Genomic DNA, 14,309 nt, shown 5'->3' with positions numbered 1-14,309 from the left:
CGGCGCAGCCAGGCGGGCGGCACACCCAAGCGGGCCAGCGCAGCCAGGCAGCGCGACGCAGCCAAGCGGGCCAGCGCAGCCAGGCAGCGCGGCCCATGCCAAGCGGTGCGGCGCGGTCAGGCGGTGCGGCGCAGGGTGTCGAGCACGAACCAGTCGTCCTCGTGGTGGACGACCGGCTCCAGTCCCGGCCGGGCGGCCAGCGCGGCGTGCACGTTGAACCCGTCGTAGTTGCCGGGGTTCTGGCGGTCGCGGAAGTGCAGGGCGACGATGTCGCCACCGACTTCCAGCCGCTCCACGATGCCGGCCAGGAAAGCCTCCAGGTCGGCGGCGGAGAGGTAGTAGAGCAGGTCACCGATGACGATCAGGTCGAACGTGCCGTCCGGCAGGTCGGCGGGAAGCAGGGCGCGCTCCACCCGGACGTTCGGCAGATCGGCGGTGTTCTGCCGAGCCTGCTGGACGGCCTCCTCGACGCTGTCGACGGCGAGGATCTCGTCGCAGCGTGGTGCCAGCATCCGGGTGAACAGGCCGATCGACGCGCCCGGCTCGTAGCATCGGCGGTAGCGCTCGCGCGGCAGGCTGGCCAGGGTGACGGCATACTTGCGCTGGTTGTGCCACTTGGTCGCGACGTCCCACGGGTCGTCCTTCGCCAGGTAGAGCCCGGTGAAGTAGTCCAGGGAGACGGTGGTCTCCGGCGGTACGGCGTCGCCCTCTGCTCGTGTCACGCCGGAATTGTGCCGAACCCGCGAGCGACGCCGTCAGCCGGGTGGTCACCGAGCGACGACGGTCAACGCGCCGACGCCGGCTTCCGCGTTGAGGTCGATCCCGCCGGGCCCGTCGCCGGTGCGCAGTTCGGTGCCGCGGTCCACCCCCTTGTCACGGTCGCCGTAGAGGGAGACGACGCCCGCACCGCGCCGGAACGCGGACCGGATCGGCACCTCGCCGTCGGTGGTGATCCGCCACTCGCGGACGCCGCCGCTCAGCACGATCGGCAGGGCGGCCCGCTGCCGGGGCAGGGCCAGGTCGAGCCGGGCGAAGCCGCCGAGCAGGTCGACCCGGTCGAGGGTGCCACCGGTCAGGTCGAGGGTGGCGTTGCGGAAGCCGCCGCGGGTCCGGATGGTCCAGTCGACCTTGTCGCTGAGCACCACGTCGATGCGGGCGGAGCCTTTCTTTCCGGTGGGTTCGATGCCGGCCCGCAGCGTCGTGCCGTCCACCTGGACACTCGGGGTCACGCCGCTGCCGCGCGGTGAGGTGATCCGGAACCAGCCGTCGGCGACCTTGCCGATCGTCACGGTGATCTCGGTGGTGTTGTCGACGAACTCGAAGACCGCGGCCTCGGGTGTGACGGGCGCCGGCGGTGGCGGGCTCGGCGGTGGGGTGCCGATGGAGACGGGCGGGTTCCCGGTCACGGCGGCGGACGGAACGGGGGTGGCCGCTCCCCCGGCGAAGATGGGCGGGGCGGGCGTTTCGGCGGTGGGCCGGAAGAGCACCCAGGCCACGGTGGCGCCGACGGCGAGCAGAGCGGCGAGGACCAGGGCGGATCTGCCGAGCGAGCGGCCGGGCCGCACGCCCGCCGGGATCTCCACGGTGACGCGATCGGGCGAGGAGCGGAATCCTCCGGCCGGCGGCCCGGCCGGGTCCGGGCCGGCCAGCGCGTGCCAGGGCGGCGCGGTCCGGTCCGGTTCGGTGCCGGGCAGCTCGTAGTGGTCGGCCGCCGGCCCGAGGCGCTGCGGCGCGTCAGGCCAGTAGTCGGCGATGTTCGGCACTTCCGGCCCCGCGGCCCCGCCGGCCGAAGACGAGACATCCGGAACAACGCCCGAAGGCGGAAGATCCGAAGTGTCTGTTGAGGGCGAAGTGTCGGCTGACGTGGCGGGTACGGATCGGGCATCGGCAACTGGACTGTCCACGCGCTCTCCTCGGTGCGGCCACCCGCCGCCGAAGGGAAGCGGAGGCGGTTCCGCAACGGGATACGGACGCGAGGTCCGATCGGTTCGACTGGGATCGCTCCCAAATCAATTGTCGGCGAACAACCCCTTGCCCTCCGTCACCAATACCGGTAGATCATTATCAAAACATTAAGTCGTCTGCAGAGAGTGAATTTGATGCCGGAAGACGAAACCCGGGACGGGCTCCGGGTCGGTGGCTGGGTTCCGCCCTATTCAGCGGACGGCTCGGCGCCTTCCCCACGGATCCGCCCGGCGGCACGACCGGCTCTTCCCCGCGGCGCCGAGCGCCGCGCTCTCGGTCCCGGCCGGAGCCGCGCGACACCGTCCCGCACCCGCCTGCTGGTGGCCGCCGCCCTGGCCCTCGGGTGCGCCACCGCCGCCGCGGTCACCTTCGCCCTCGACGGCGACGAGAGCCCCGCGCAGGTCTCGGCGCAGACCGAGTTCGTCTGGCCACCGGTGCCCGCCTCGTCGGCGGCGTCCCCCGCCCCGACCGGCACCATCTCGCTGCTGCCCAAGCCGAGCGCCACCAGCGCGTCCAAGCCGGTGACGCCGTCCTCACCGGCCGGCACGACGCACGGCAGGTCCCACCGACCGAGCCCGGCGAAACCCTCCGCGTCGCGCACCCCGTCCCCGGCGGCACCCTCGCTGGCCGCCGGGTCCACGGTCGGGCTGGAGGCGGCCGGCCACCCCGGCGTCCGGGTGCGGCACCGGGAGTTCCGGGGCCGGCTCGACCCGGTCGCCGCCACGAGCAGCGAGGTGGACCGTGCCGACTCCCGGTTCGCCGTGCGCCCCGGCCTGGCGAATGCGAACTGCTTCTCTTTGGAATCAGTAAACTTTCCCGGATATTTTCTCCGGCACCGGAACTTCGAAATCCGGCTGGACCGTTCCGACCGCACGGAACTGTTCGATCAGGACGCCACTTTCTGCACGGTCGCCATTCAGGGGAACTCCGCCCTGGCGTTGCGCGCCGTCAATTATCCGGGCCATCACGTGGTCGCCGACGGCGACCGGCTCGTTCTCCGCGAGGGCGCCGCGGAGACGGCGACCGGGTTCATGCCCCGGTCGCCGCTCTGACGTGGTGCCCCGGCCAGGGCCCTCCGGCCGGGGCATCACCCGTCAGTCCCGTCGCAGGACCACCACGCCGCGCGGTTCCAGCGTCGCCGGGGCGCCGGCCAGGTCACCGAGGTCGACCGGCAGGTCGGTGCGGTTGATCAGGAACCAGTGGTCGCCCCGGACGGCCAGCTCCACCGGCCCGCGCAGGCCGGGCGGCAGCTCGCTGCCGACCCCGGCCGGGGCCAGCAGGTCCGGCAGCACGCTGGTCAGCCCGTCCGGGCCGAGCCGGGTGGAGATGTACGCCGCCGTCCCCTCCCCCACCGCACGACGGGTGATCGCCGCCCGTTCCGCCTGCTCACCCGTCTTGTACCGGGCGATGACCTCGGTGTCGCCGGCGACGTCGATCCGGTCGGTCCAGAGCGTGCCGGTGGTGCCGTTGTCCAGTTCCACGCTCTCCGCGTCGAGCAGCGGCGCGAACTCCTCGATCCGGATGCCGAGCAGGTCCCGCAGCGCGCCCGGATATCCGCCTAGCCACACGTGGTCGTTCTCGTCCACGATCCCGGAGAAGTACGTGGTGATCAGGTGCCCACCACCGGTCACGTACGCGGTGAGCCGCTCCGCCAGCGCGCCCGGCACGACGTGCAGGATCGGCGCGATCAGCACCCGGTAACTCTCCAGCGGCCCGCCGGTCGGCACCACGTCCACGCGCACACCCTGGTTGAGCAGCGCGGTGTACCAGTCCAGGGCCTCCTGCCGGTAGCGCAGCCGGTCGCTCGGGTGTGAGTCGTGCTCGGACACCCACCACGACTCCCAGTCGAAGACGATCCCGACCTCGGCGCGGCGGCGCTCGGAACCGGCCACCGGGGCCAGCTCCCGCAGCCGTTCGCCCAGCTCGGTGACCGCCCGGAAGACCGCGCTGTCGCGGCCCGCGTGCGGCAGCATCGCCGAGTGGTACTTCTCCGCGCCGGCCTTCGACTGCCGCCACTGGAAGAAGCAGACCGCGTCGGCGCCGTGCGCCACGTGGGTGAGCGAGTCGCGGGCCAGCTCGCCGGGCTTCTTCGCCAGGTTGACCGGCTGCCAGTTGACCGCGCTGGTCGAGTGCTCCATCAGGAACCAGGGCCGGCCGCCGGCGATGTTGCCGGTCAGGTTGGCCGAGAAGGAGAGCTCGTCGCGGGCCTGCGGGCCGGGCACCACGTAGTGGTCGTTCGAGACGAAGTCGACCTCGGCCGCCCAGTCGGCGTAGTTCATCGGGTTCATCAGGCCCATCACCATGAAGTTCGTGGTGACCGGCACGTCCGGGGTGATCTCCCGGAGCAGGTCGCGCTCGGCCCGCAGGTGGTCCTTGAGCGCGTCCGAGGAGAACCGTTTGAAGTCGAGCTGCTGGGTCGGGTTCGGGTGCGAGGCGGCGATCCTCGGCGGCAGGATCTCGTCGAAGGTGTCGTAGCGCTGGGACCAGAATGCGGTGCCCCAGGCGTCGTTCAGCGCCTCGATCGTGTCGTAGCGGCGGCGCAGCCAGTCGCGGAAGGCGACCGCCGCGTCGTCGGAGTAGTCGTAGACGTTGTGGCAGCCCAGCTCGTTGTTGACGTGCCAGGCGACCAGCGCCGGGTGGTCGGCATAGCGGGTGGCGAGGGCCCGGACCAGCGCCAGCGCGTGCCGGCGGAAGACCGGTGAGGTGGGCCGCCAGTGCTGCCGGGCGCCCGGCCACACTGTCTCGCCCTGCCGGTTGACCGGGAGGATCTCCGGGTGCTTCGCGGTCAGCCACGGCGGCGGTGAGGCGGTCGCGGTGGCCAGGTCGACCGAGATGCCGCCGGCGTGCAGCAGGTCCATCACCTCGTCCAGCCACGCGAAGTCGTACTCGCCCTCCCGGGGCTGCAGCCGCGCCCAGGAGAAGATCGCCAGGGAGACGACGGTGACGCCGGCCTCGCGCATCGCCCGTACGTCGTCGTCCCAGACCTCGCGTGGCCACTGCTCGGGGTTGTAGTCGGCGCCGAACTCCAGACGCGCCGCTCCGGCGCGGCGGAGCCAGCGCCGGAGCGGTTGAACGTTGCTCGATGTCATTTAATCGTGAAGCCCTGTTCCTGGCCGTACTTGACCGATGCGTCCTGCCAGGACTTGAGTCCGTCCTGCAGGGTTCCCTGCCCGAGATAGGCCTTACCCACGGTGTCGCCGTAGACACTGTTGGCGTAGACCTGGAACGGCAGGTACGACCAGCCGGGGACGACCTGCCCGGCGGACGCGGCGAGAACCTCGTTGACCTTCTGGCCGCCGAAGTACGGGAACTCCTTGCCCACGAACTCCGGCGAGCTGAGCTCCTTGGTGGTGGCCGGGAACGCGCCGTTCGCGGAACGGGTGGCGGCGCCCTCCTCCACGGTCGCGTACTTGACGAAGGCGTACGCAAGGGTTTTGTTGGTGGCCTTCTCCGGGATGGCGATGGAGCTGCCGCCGTTCTCGGAGGTGGCCTTGCCACCGGCCTCCCATTGCGGCATCGGCGCGACCCGCCACTTGCCGTTGCCCGCCTTCACGCCGGACTCCAGGTTGGCCGGCATCCAGGCGCCGATCACCAGGGAGGCGATGGTGCCGTCGGCGAGGCCCTGGTACCAGCCCTCGCTCCAGCCGGGGACCGGGCTGAGCAGCTTCTTGTCGATCAGCGGCTGCCACATGCTGGTGAACTTCTGCGTACCGGGGTCGGCGAAGTTGACGCCGACGTTGGTGCCGTCGACGGTGTACGGCTTGCCGCCCGCCTGCCAGATCATGCTGGTGGTGAAGCCGGCGTCGCCGCTGTCGCTGGTGATGTAGGCCTTCGGGTCGGCGGCGTGCAGCTTCTCCGCGGCCGCCGCGTACTCCGCCCAGGTGGCCGGCACGGCGATGCCGTGCTTGTCGAAGACCTCCTTGTTGTAGAAGAGCGCCATCGGGCCGGAGTCCATCGGCAGGCCGTAGATCGCCTTGCCGGCGTGCACCGAGTTCCAGGTGCCCGGCGTGAACGTGCCGTCCAGTCCGGCCGCGCCGAACGTGTTCAGGTCGGTGACGTTCTTGGCGAGGGCGAACTGCGGCAGCGCGAAGTACTCGATCTGCGCCACGTCCGGGATCCCGGTGCCGGCCTGGATCGCGTTCTGCAGTGCGGTGTACGCGTCGTTGCCGGTGCCGGAGTTGACCAGCTCCACCTTGACCTTGGGGTACTTCTTCTGGAAGTCGGCGACGACCTGCTTGAGGGTCGGCTCCCAGGCCCAGACCTTGATGCTGCCACCGGCTTCCAGGGCGGCCGTCACGTCCGCCTCGGAGACGGTGGTGCCGGCCGCGCCGCCGTTGTCGGCGTCGTCGGAGCCGCCGCAGCCGGCGGCCAGGAGGGTTATCGACAGGGCGGCGCCGAGGAGCGCGCGCCGGCGGGTGATCATCATGGGCGCTTCCCTTCTTCGGGACGGGGGTACTACTGCTTGACGCTTCCCGCGGCGAGACCCGACTGCCAGTAACGCTGGAGCAGCAGGAACGCCACGATGAGCGGGACGATGGTGAGCAGCGAACCGGTGATCACGAGGTGGTAGACGACGTCCCCGCCGACCGTGGTGGACTGTTCGTTCCACGCGTAGAGGCCGAGGGTGAGCGGGAACAGGTCGGGGTCCTTCAGCATGATCAGCGGCAGGAAGAAGTTGTTCCAGGTGGCCACGGTGTTGAACAGCAGCACGGTGACGAAACCCGGCGCGAGCAGCGGCAGGGCCAGCTTGAAGAAGATCCGGAACTCGCCGGCCCCGTCCACCCGGGCCGACTCGAGGATCTCGTCGGGCACCGCCTCGGCGGAGTAGGTCCACATCAGGTAGAGGCCGAACGGCGACACCAGCGACGGGATGATGATCGCCCACGGGGTGTCGGTGAGCCCCATCTTGGCGAACATCAGGAAGGTGGGCACGGCGAGCGCGGTCGGCGGGACCGCGATCCCGCCGAGGATCAGGGCGAAGACCGCCTTGCGGCCGCGGAAGTCGAACTTGGCCAGCCCGTACCCGGCCAGCGCGGCCAGCAGGGTCGCACCGCCCGCCCCGACGATCACGTAGAGCAGGGTGTTGAGCAGCCAGCGGCCGAAGATCCCGTCCTGGTAGGCGAAGGTGTCGGCGATGTTGGTGAACAGCGCGAAGTCCCCGGCGAACCAGAGGCCGAACGAGTCGAACAGGCCCTCCTGCGTCTTGGTCGCGCTGATCAGCAGCCACACCAGCGGCAGCAGGCTGTAGACCAGCGCCACCAGGGTGACCAGGGTGAGGGTGAGGCTGCGAGGGCGTCTGGCGCTGCGCGCCGACGCGCGGATGGTGGGCGCGGCGGTCATCGCAGGCTCCGGCGCTGGAAGAGGTACGCCACCAGCATGGTCACCAGCCCCATCACCAGGGCGATGGTTGCCGAGTAGTTGACCTGCTGTCCGGTGAAGGACAACTGGTACGCGTAGATGTTCGGGGTGAAGTAGGTGGTGATCGAGTTCGGCGCGATGGTGTCCAGGATCTGCGGCTCGTTGAAGAGCTGGAAACTGCCGATGATCGAGAAGATGGTGGCGACGACCAGCGGCCCGCGCAGCGCCGGCAGCTTGATCGCCCGGATGATGCGGAACTGGCCGGCGCCGTCGATCGCCGCCGCCTCGTAGAGCGCGGTGTCCACCACCCGCAGTCCCGAGTACAGGATGATCATGTTGTAGCCGACGAACTCCCAGGTCACGATGTTGCCGATCGCGGCGAGGATCAGGTCGGGGGCGAGCGGGTCGGGCAGCGTGACGCCGAACGCCTCGTTGATGTTGCCGACCAGCCCGATCCGGGTGCCGTAGAGGAAGCCCCACATCAGGGTGGCGACCACGGCGGGCACCGCGTACGGAAGGAAGACCGAGATCCGGAAGAAGCCGGCGCCGTAGAGCCGGCCGCTGTCGATGGCGAGCGCGATCAGCAGCGCCAGGAAGAGCATGATCGGCACCTGGACCAGCAGGAAGAGGCCGACCCGGGTCAGCGCCTCCCAGAACTGCGGGTCGCTGAACGCCTTGGTGTAGTTCTCCAGGCCGACGAAGGCGGTGCCGCCGACCAGTTGGGTGCGGTAGACGCTGAGGTACGCCGAGTATCCGATCGGCGCGAGGAAGACCAGCGCGAACACCGCGAGGAACGGCCCGGTGAAGCTCCAGCCGATCCAGGAACGCCGCGTCAAACCGCCGCCCCTTTCCCATCGATGTTTACGTTAACAATTTCGGTCACGTGACGTGATGTTTACGTAAACGTGTGTGCCGTATAGTGGCACGCGTCACCAAAGCGGTCAAGGTTCGCGGGGAGCCAACCATCGATACTCAGCGCCTCCGCGCCGGCTCGGACGTCCCGGGCGGGCGCCGCAAGCAGCGCGTCTCCATGGCCGACGTGGCCCGGCTCGCCGGGGTCTCCTCGCAGACCGTGTCCCGCGTGGCCAACGGCCAGCCCGGCGTCGTCGAGTCCACCCGCGAGCAGGTCCTCACGGCCATGCGGGAGCTCGGCTACCGGCCCAACAGCGCGGCCCGCTCGTTGCGGTACGGCCGGTTCAACACCATCGGCGTGATCCTTTTCGGCCTCTCGTCCACCGGCAACAGCCGCACGGTCGAGGCGATCGCCACCCACGCCGCCGCCGAGGGTTACGCGATAACGCTGATCCCGGTCGGCATGCCCACCCAGGACAACGTGCTCGGCGCGTTCACCAGGATGGGCGAGCTGGCCGTCGACGGCGTCATCGTGATCATCGAGGTGCACCTGCTGGACGCCACCGCGGTGGCCCTGCCGCCCGGCGTGCACGTGGTGGTGGTCGACTCCGACGCCGGCGACCGCTACCCGGTGGTCGACACCGACCAGGCCGACGGGGCCCGGCAGGCGGTGCAGCACCTGCTGGAGCTCGGGCACCGTACGGTCTGGCACCTGGCCGGGCCGGCCGAGTCGTTCGCCGCCGAGCGCCGGGCCGGCGCCTGGCGTGCCGTGCTGGAGGAGGCGGGCCGGCCGGTGCCGCCGGTCGAGCGCGGTGACTGGTCCGCCGACTCCGGTTACCGGGCCGGGCTGCGGCTGGCCGGCATGCCCGACTGCACCGCCGTCTTCGCCGCCAACGACCAGATGGCGCTCGGCGTGCTGCGCGCCCTGCACGAGTGCGGCCGGCGGGTGCCGCAGGACGTGAGCGTGGTGGGCTTCGACGACATCGCGGACGCCGGGTCCTACCTGCCGCCGCTGACCACCGTGCACCAGGACTTCGCCGAGGTGGGCCGGCGCTGCGTGCGCTCCCTGCTCGACCAGATCCACGACGGCCCGGCCGCGCCCGGCACCGACCTGGTGCCGACCACGCTGATCGTGAGAGGCAGCACAGCACCGGCCAGGCCTTGACCCGTGGGTGGAGGCTGACAGGGATGGCCTCGACACGGAGGGTGATCTCCATGACGCGCAAGACCGACAGCAGCAGCGACATCCTGGAACGCGCCCGGTCCGCGACCGACACCGCCACGGCCGGCCGGGTCTTCGGCACCCCGGTGGAGAAGGACGGTGTCCTGATCCTGCCGGTGGCCGTGGTCAGCGGCGGCGGTGGGGGCGGCTCCGGCAGTGGCCGGGCGGCCGCCGCCGTCAGGGCGGCGGAGGGCGACACAACGGCCGACGACAGCGCGGCGGAGAACGGCAAGCAACCCGACGGCGAGGGCTCCGGCGGCGGTTTCGGCTTCTCCGCCCGGCCGGCCGGCGTCTACGTGATCAAGAACGGCTCGGTGTCCTGGCAGCCCGCCGTGGACGTCAACAAGATCGTCGCGGGCGGCCAGCTCGCCCTGATCGTCGCCCTGCTGGTGATCCGCTCGATAGTGAAGAAGCGCCGCCACCACTGACCACCGTGGGGGAGTTCGGGTGCGGTACCCGAACTCCCCCACCGTCAGGGTTCGGGGTACCGGGCCACGCGCAGGCGGCGGGCGAAGACCGCCAGGGTGACACCGGCGCAGAGCAGCCAGACCACGGCCGCGTGGCCGAGACCGCGCCAGACCATGTCGGCCGACCCGCCGTCGATCGCGTACGTCCCGATCTCGCGGGCCGACCAGAACGGCATGAATTTGGCGACCAGCCCGGCCGGGTCGGCCAGCATCTGCACCGCGCAGACGCTCAGCAGCGCCAGCGCCCCCTCCAGCTCGCGCGGCAGCAGCGCACCGACCAGGCTGCCGAACGGCGCCGCCACCAGCGCGGTCACCAGCATCATCAGACCGGCCGCCCACGGGTGCAGGATGTCCTGGTCCAGGCCGGCGAGCGCCCAGTAACCCAGGGCCAGCGCCGCTCCCGCGCCGCTCATCGCGATCAGCCGGCCACCGATGATGTCGGCCACCGACGCGCCGGACAGCCGCAGCCGCGGGTCGACGCCGCGGGCCGCGTTCACCACGAACAGCGTCAGCGTGGAGACGGCCCAGCCGATGCCGAGGGTCAACATCCGGGTCGACTGCCCGGCCAGGTCGCGGCGGACCAGGTAGAACCAGAGCGGCAGCGAGATCAGCAGGAGCAGGGCGGTCCACCGCCGGCTCATCTCCCGGGCCGACAGCCCGGCCACCACCAGCGCGGTCATCGCTCTCCTCCCACCGCGCCCAGGTCGAGCACGTGATCGACGTTGCGCAGCTCGTGCAGCAGGTGGGTGACGACCACGACCGCCCGGCCGGCCTCCCGCCAGGCCCGGACCTGCTGCCAGAAATCCAGGTACGACCCCTGGTCGAAGCCCTGGTAGGGCTCGTCGAGCAGGAGCAGGTCGGGCCCGTGCAGCTCGCCGAGGACCAGGTTGAGTTTCTGCCGGGTGCCGCCGGAGAGCTGCTGCACCGGCTGCCCCGGGCTGGGCCGCCAGGCGAGACGGGCGGCCAGGTGGGTGCCGGTGGAGCGCGCCTTGCGGGGCACCATGCCGGCGGCCGCGCCGAAGAGGGTGAAGTGTTCCTCGGCGGTGAGCCACCCGGCCGTGCCGCCGTCCTGCGGCACGAAGCCGACCCGGCGCGTGCGGTGCACGGTGCCGCTGTCCGGCAGGGTCAGCCCGGCACAGATCCGCAGCAGGGTCGACTTGCCGCAGCCGTTGGCGCCGACGATCGCGGCGACCTCACCGCCGCGCACGGTCAGATCGACACCGGAGAAGACGGTACGCCGCCGGTACCGCTTGGCGACCCCGGTCAGCCGCAACATGACCGGGCCGGCCTCGTACCGCGGCTGGGTGACCGTGGTGGCCTGCAGCTCGGTGACCAGGTGCCGGGCATAGAGGTGGGCGGGACCGAAGAGCCGGCCCGGGTCGGTGCCGTGCTCGCCGGCCTGCTCGGCGGTCTCGGCGCTGAGCCGGCGGGCCCGCTCGGGCTGCAGGCCGAGCCGAACCAGTTCCTCCTCGAAGCGAAGGGGCCAGTCGCTCATCGGGCGACCTCGGGCGAGCCGACCAGGGAGTCGACGCCGTCGCGGAACCGGCGCCACTCGTCGGCCTGCGCGGCCAGCAGGTCCTGCCCGGCCGGGGTGATCGCGTAGTACTTACGGCGCGGGCCGGCGTCCGACGGCGCCCAGCTCGGCTCGGCCAGACCCTGCTGTTCCAGCCGGAGCAGGGCCGGGTAGAGCGTGCCGCCGGGCACGTCGGCGACGCCCGCCGCGGCCAGCCGCTGGGCCAGCCCATACCCGTAATCGGCCTGGTCGCGCAGCATGGCGAGCAGGCACAGGTCGAGGAAGCCGTGCAACCACGGTCGTGGAGTCATGTAGGCAGACTAACTGCTTACCAGTCCGCCTACCTAGTGGGGGCTACCCTTGATCCGGCCGGAAAAAGAGTTCGGAGTTCGAGTGCACAAACCACGGCCGGGCCGCATTGAAGAGGGTGTGACCTTCGAGCAATTCGCGGTGGCCCGCCTCCCGAGCCTGCTGCGGTACGCGGTCGTCCTCACCGGCGACCGCGACCTGGCGCAGGACGTCGTCCAGGAGGTGCTGGCCCGAACCCAGGTCAAGTGGAAGCGGATCAGCGACGCCGACTCACCGGAGGCGTACGTGCGACGGATGGTGCTCAACGAGTACCTCTCCTGGCGGCGCAGCTGGGCCGCCCGGCACGTGCACGCCGCCGGGGAACGGCTGGTCGAGATCGACGACGCCCGCGGCGGGGTCCGTGACCACGCCGACGGGGTGGTCGAGGCGGACGCGCTGTGGAACCGCCTGGCCCTGCTGGGCCGCCGGCAACGAGCCGTCCTGGTGCTGCGCTACTACGAGCAGCTGGAGGACGACGCGATCGCCGACCTGCTCGGCTGCAGCCCGGCCACGGTGCGCAGCCACGCGTCGAAGGCACTGAAGACACTCCGGCTCACCTCCGAGCGGGAGCTGCGGGAATACGCCGAGGAGAGGTCGTGACCGAGCACGGAGACCGGCTGCGCGAAGCCTTCGAAACACACGAGAACCAGACGCCTGATCCGGCATTGGTCTATGCCCGGGTCGAGGCGCTGGCGCGCAAGCACAAGTGGCGCCGCCGTGGCGTCCAGGCGGCCGGTGGTGCGGTACTCAGCGCCGGCCTGATCGCCGGCGTGGCGAACCTGCCCGCCATTCTTCCGGGCGGCCCGGCCGCAACGGTGCCGGTCGCGATCCTCCCGGCCGCCGCCCCGTCGGCGTCGGCCACCCCGCCGACCGAGGCCGAGCTGCAGGAGCGCTGGGACGCCTACTTCGGCGCCGGGTACAACTACACCACCGCGGTGGAGCTGGCGAAGCTCTGGCAGATGGAGGAGAACATCGGGCTGGTCAAGGCGGAGGCCGGGCGGCGGCTGCTGGCCGGCGAGACGCTGCCGCTGAGGCCGCTGCCGGAGGCGGAGGTCTCCGAGGAGCCGATCGACCCGGAGACGAACAAGCGGTTCGACGCCTTCTTCAACGCCGGCTACACCTGGGACGAGGCGGTCAAGCTGGCGAAACTGTGGAAGCTGGACGACCCCGCCGACGCCAAGATCGAGGCCGGCAAGCGGCTGCTGGAGGGCAAGAAGCTGCCGGTCAAGCCGGAGCCGGCGAACGTGGCGGAGGCCAAGAAGGCCCAGAAGGCGAACGCCTTCTGGGAGGCCGGGTACGACTACAAGGACGCCGAGCAGCTCGCGAAGCTCTGGAAGCTGGACGACACGTTCGAGGCCAAGGTCATGGCCGGGGCGAAGCTCCTGGCCGGCGAGACCCTGCCGATCCAGCCGTGACCGCCCGCCTGCGCCGGCGTATCGGCTTCGAGATCGAGCTGATGGCGCCACCCGGCGTCAGCCGGCGCACGCTCGCGTTCGACCTGGCCGGACGGTGCGGGGGCACCGTCCGGCCGGTCTGGCACCACGACAGCGAACCGTCCCTGGTCCCCGGCCTGGGGCGGTTCCTGCATCTGACCCAGGCGTTCGAGGTGCGCCGCCCGGACGGCGCGCTGCTCTGCACGCTGGCCGACGACGTCACGCTGCTCGCCGGGCTGGCCCCGAGCGCCCCGGCGATCCCCGGCTGGTTCCGGATCCTCACCGACGACCGGCGGCTGCTGCGGCTGCTCGCCGCGCAGTGCGACCCGGGCGGCAGCCTGAAAGGCGTGCTCGACCCGGCGGCCCGGCTGTGGGACACCGCGGTGCAGCGGCACGGCCCGGTCTACCGGCTCGACGACGAGGGCGGCGCGACGATCGCCCTGGCGGCGCCGCTGACCGGGGAGCGGGAGCGGCCCTGCGAGGTGATCACCCCGCCCCTGGCCTCCGACCACCACAAGGCCCTCGCCGAGCTGCTCGAACCGGCACGCGAGCTGGGCTTCACCGTGCCCCGCGAGGCGGCCGTGCACCTGCACCTGGACGGCGGCCCGTTCCGCGAGCCGGCCGCCCTGGCGAACCTGGTGCGGCTGTTCGCCTACTGGCGGGAGCCGCTGCGGGCGCTGCTGGCCACGAATCCGGCCTGCCGCCGCCTCGCGCCGCTGCCCGGCGAGCTGGTGGCGGCCGTGTCCGGCACCCCGACGACCGAGCAGCTGCGGCGGGCGGCGAAGGACGGCGGGCTCACCAAGTTCTTCGACGTCAACCTGACCCAGGTGCTGACCGACACCCCGCCGGTGCGCGACACCGTGGAGATCCGGATCCTGCCCGGCGCGATCGACGCCGGCGAGATCGTGGACCGGGCCGCGCTGGCCGAGCTGCTGGTGGAGCGCTGCCTGGCCGCGGAGCCGGTCCCGCCCGCCCCGGAGGACCCGCAGGACGCCGCGGCGGGGCTGCTGGAGCTGGCCGCCGAGGCGCTCGCCTCACGGGATCAGGTCGGTTAGCTGTACTGACCACGGACGTTGGTGACGGGGAGATCTTGAAATAGGCGAGGGCCTTCGGGTTCGGTGTGGATTGCGACGTCCTACCCCGAACCTGCG

At 71.4% G+C, this 14,309-nt stretch carries 15 protein-coding genes; 6 read left to right on the top strand and 9 right to left on the bottom strand.

Annotation, left to right across the window (positions count from 1 at the left end):
- Positions 1-116 precede the first annotated feature (116 nt).
- Together AB0F81_RS08760 and AB0F81_RS08755 are read right to left on the bottom strand one after the other, a co-directional pair.
- On the bottom strand, positions 117-722 hold the full coding sequence (locus tag AB0F81_RS08760) for a class I SAM-dependent methyltransferase (protein ID WP_360193206.1): 606 nt from the start codon (positions 720-722) through the stop codon (positions 117-119).
- A gap of 45 nt (positions 723-767) precedes the next feature.
- A complete protein-coding gene (locus AB0F81_RS08755) occupies positions 768-1,763 on the bottom strand; it encodes a hypothetical protein (RefSeq protein ID WP_360193203.1) in 996 nt (331 codons plus the stop codon).
- Between the two features lie 336 nt (positions 1,764-2,099).
- On the opposite strand from AB0F81_RS08755, the gene AB0F81_RS08750 reads away from it, so the two are divergent.
- Positions 2,100-3,017, top strand: a complete 918-nt coding sequence (locus AB0F81_RS08750; protein WP_360193200.1) for an AbfB domain-containing protein — start codon at positions 2,100-2,102, stop codon at positions 3,015-3,017.
- A gap of 42 nt (positions 3,018-3,059) precedes the next feature.
- Here the strand turns inward: AB0F81_RS08750 and AB0F81_RS08745 are convergent, their stop codons facing one another.
- The 4 genes from AB0F81_RS08745 to AB0F81_RS08730 are packed head-to-tail and all read right to left on the bottom strand — an operon-like array spanning position 3,060 to position 8,159.
- Entirely contained in the window at positions 3,060-5,054 is a 1,995-nt protein-coding gene (locus tag AB0F81_RS08745; RefSeq protein WP_360193197.1) for a beta-galactosidase, read from the bottom strand.
- The gene (locus AB0F81_RS08740) at positions 5,051-6,391 is read right to left on the bottom strand and encodes an extracellular solute-binding protein (protein WP_360193194.1); all 1,341 of its coding nucleotides are present in this window, start codon (positions 6,389-6,391) and stop codon (positions 5,051-5,053) included. Before AB0F81_RS08740 ends, AB0F81_RS08745 begins: the two co-directional genes overlap by 4 nt.
- A gap of 29 nt (positions 6,392-6,420) precedes the next feature.
- Positions 6,421-7,305, bottom strand: coding sequence for a carbohydrate ABC transporter permease (locus AB0F81_RS08735; protein ID WP_360193191.1), 885 nt, complete (start codon positions 7,303-7,305; stop codon positions 6,421-6,423).
- Positions 7,302-8,159: a sugar ABC transporter permease gene (locus tag AB0F81_RS08730; protein ID WP_360193188.1), complete on the bottom strand. Its 858-nt coding sequence runs from the start codon at positions 8,157-8,159 to the stop codon at positions 7,302-7,304. The genes AB0F81_RS08735 and AB0F81_RS08730 overlap by 4 nt, the downstream gene beginning before the upstream one ends.
- 194 nt (positions 8,160-8,353) lie before the next feature.
- Between AB0F81_RS08730 and AB0F81_RS08725 the strand changes: the two genes are divergently transcribed.
- Together AB0F81_RS08725 and AB0F81_RS08720 are read left to right on the top strand one after the other, a co-directional pair.
- Entirely contained in the window at positions 8,354-9,340 is a 987-nt protein-coding gene (locus AB0F81_RS08725; protein WP_360193186.1) for a LacI family DNA-binding transcriptional regulator, read from the top strand.
- Positions 9,341-9,390: 50 nt separating this feature from the next.
- Positions 9,391-9,825, top strand: a complete 435-nt coding sequence (locus AB0F81_RS08720) for a spore germination protein GerW family protein (RefSeq protein WP_360193183.1) — start codon at positions 9,391-9,393, stop codon at positions 9,823-9,825.
- A 44-nt stretch (positions 9,826-9,869) separates the two neighbouring features.
- Here AB0F81_RS08720 and AB0F81_RS08715 read toward each other — a convergent pair whose 3' ends face one another.
- The 3 genes from AB0F81_RS08715 to AB0F81_RS08705 are packed head-to-tail and all read right to left on the bottom strand — an operon-like array spanning position 9,870 to position 11,688.
- Positions 9,870-10,544, bottom strand: a complete 675-nt coding sequence (locus AB0F81_RS08715; protein WP_360193180.1) for a hypothetical protein — start codon at positions 10,542-10,544, stop codon at positions 9,870-9,872.
- On the bottom strand, positions 10,541-11,359 hold the full coding sequence (locus tag AB0F81_RS08710) for an ABC transporter ATP-binding protein (RefSeq protein ID WP_360193177.1): 819 nt from the start codon (positions 11,357-11,359) through the stop codon (positions 10,541-10,543). Before AB0F81_RS08710 ends, AB0F81_RS08715 begins: the two co-directional genes overlap by 4 nt.
- Positions 11,356-11,688, bottom strand: a complete 333-nt coding sequence (locus AB0F81_RS08705; protein ID WP_360193174.1) for a PadR family transcriptional regulator — start codon at positions 11,686-11,688, stop codon at positions 11,356-11,358. The genes AB0F81_RS08710 and AB0F81_RS08705 overlap by 4 nt, the downstream gene beginning before the upstream one ends.
- Positions 11,689-11,806: 118 nt before the next feature.
- On the opposite strand from AB0F81_RS08705, the gene AB0F81_RS08700 reads away from it, so the two are divergent.
- From AB0F81_RS08700 to AB0F81_RS08690, 3 genes are read left to right on the top strand one after another with little or no spacing between them, the layout of a single operon-like run.
- On the top strand, positions 11,807-12,325 hold the full coding sequence (locus tag AB0F81_RS08700) for a SigE family RNA polymerase sigma factor (protein WP_360193171.1): 519 nt from the start codon (positions 11,807-11,809) through the stop codon (positions 12,323-12,325).
- Positions 12,322-13,140: a hypothetical protein gene (locus AB0F81_RS08695; protein ID WP_360193168.1), complete on the top strand. Its 819-nt coding sequence runs from the start codon at positions 12,322-12,324 to the stop codon at positions 13,138-13,140. The genes AB0F81_RS08700 and AB0F81_RS08695 overlap by 4 nt, the downstream gene beginning before the upstream one ends.
- Positions 13,137-14,213: an amidoligase family protein gene (locus AB0F81_RS08690; protein ID WP_360193166.1), complete on the top strand. Its 1,077-nt coding sequence runs from the start codon at positions 13,137-13,139 to the stop codon at positions 14,211-14,213. The genes AB0F81_RS08695 and AB0F81_RS08690 overlap by 4 nt, the downstream gene beginning before the upstream one ends.
- The last annotated feature ends 96 nt before the right edge of the window (positions 14,214-14,309 follow it).

It is taken from the genome of Actinoplanes sp. NPDC024001 (assembly GCF_040638955.1).
In the GTDB taxonomy this organism is placed as follows: Bacteria; Actinomycetota; Actinomycetes; order Mycobacteriales; family Micromonosporaceae; genus Actinoplanes.
This window is presented reverse-complemented; position numbering and strand designations above follow the sequence as displayed.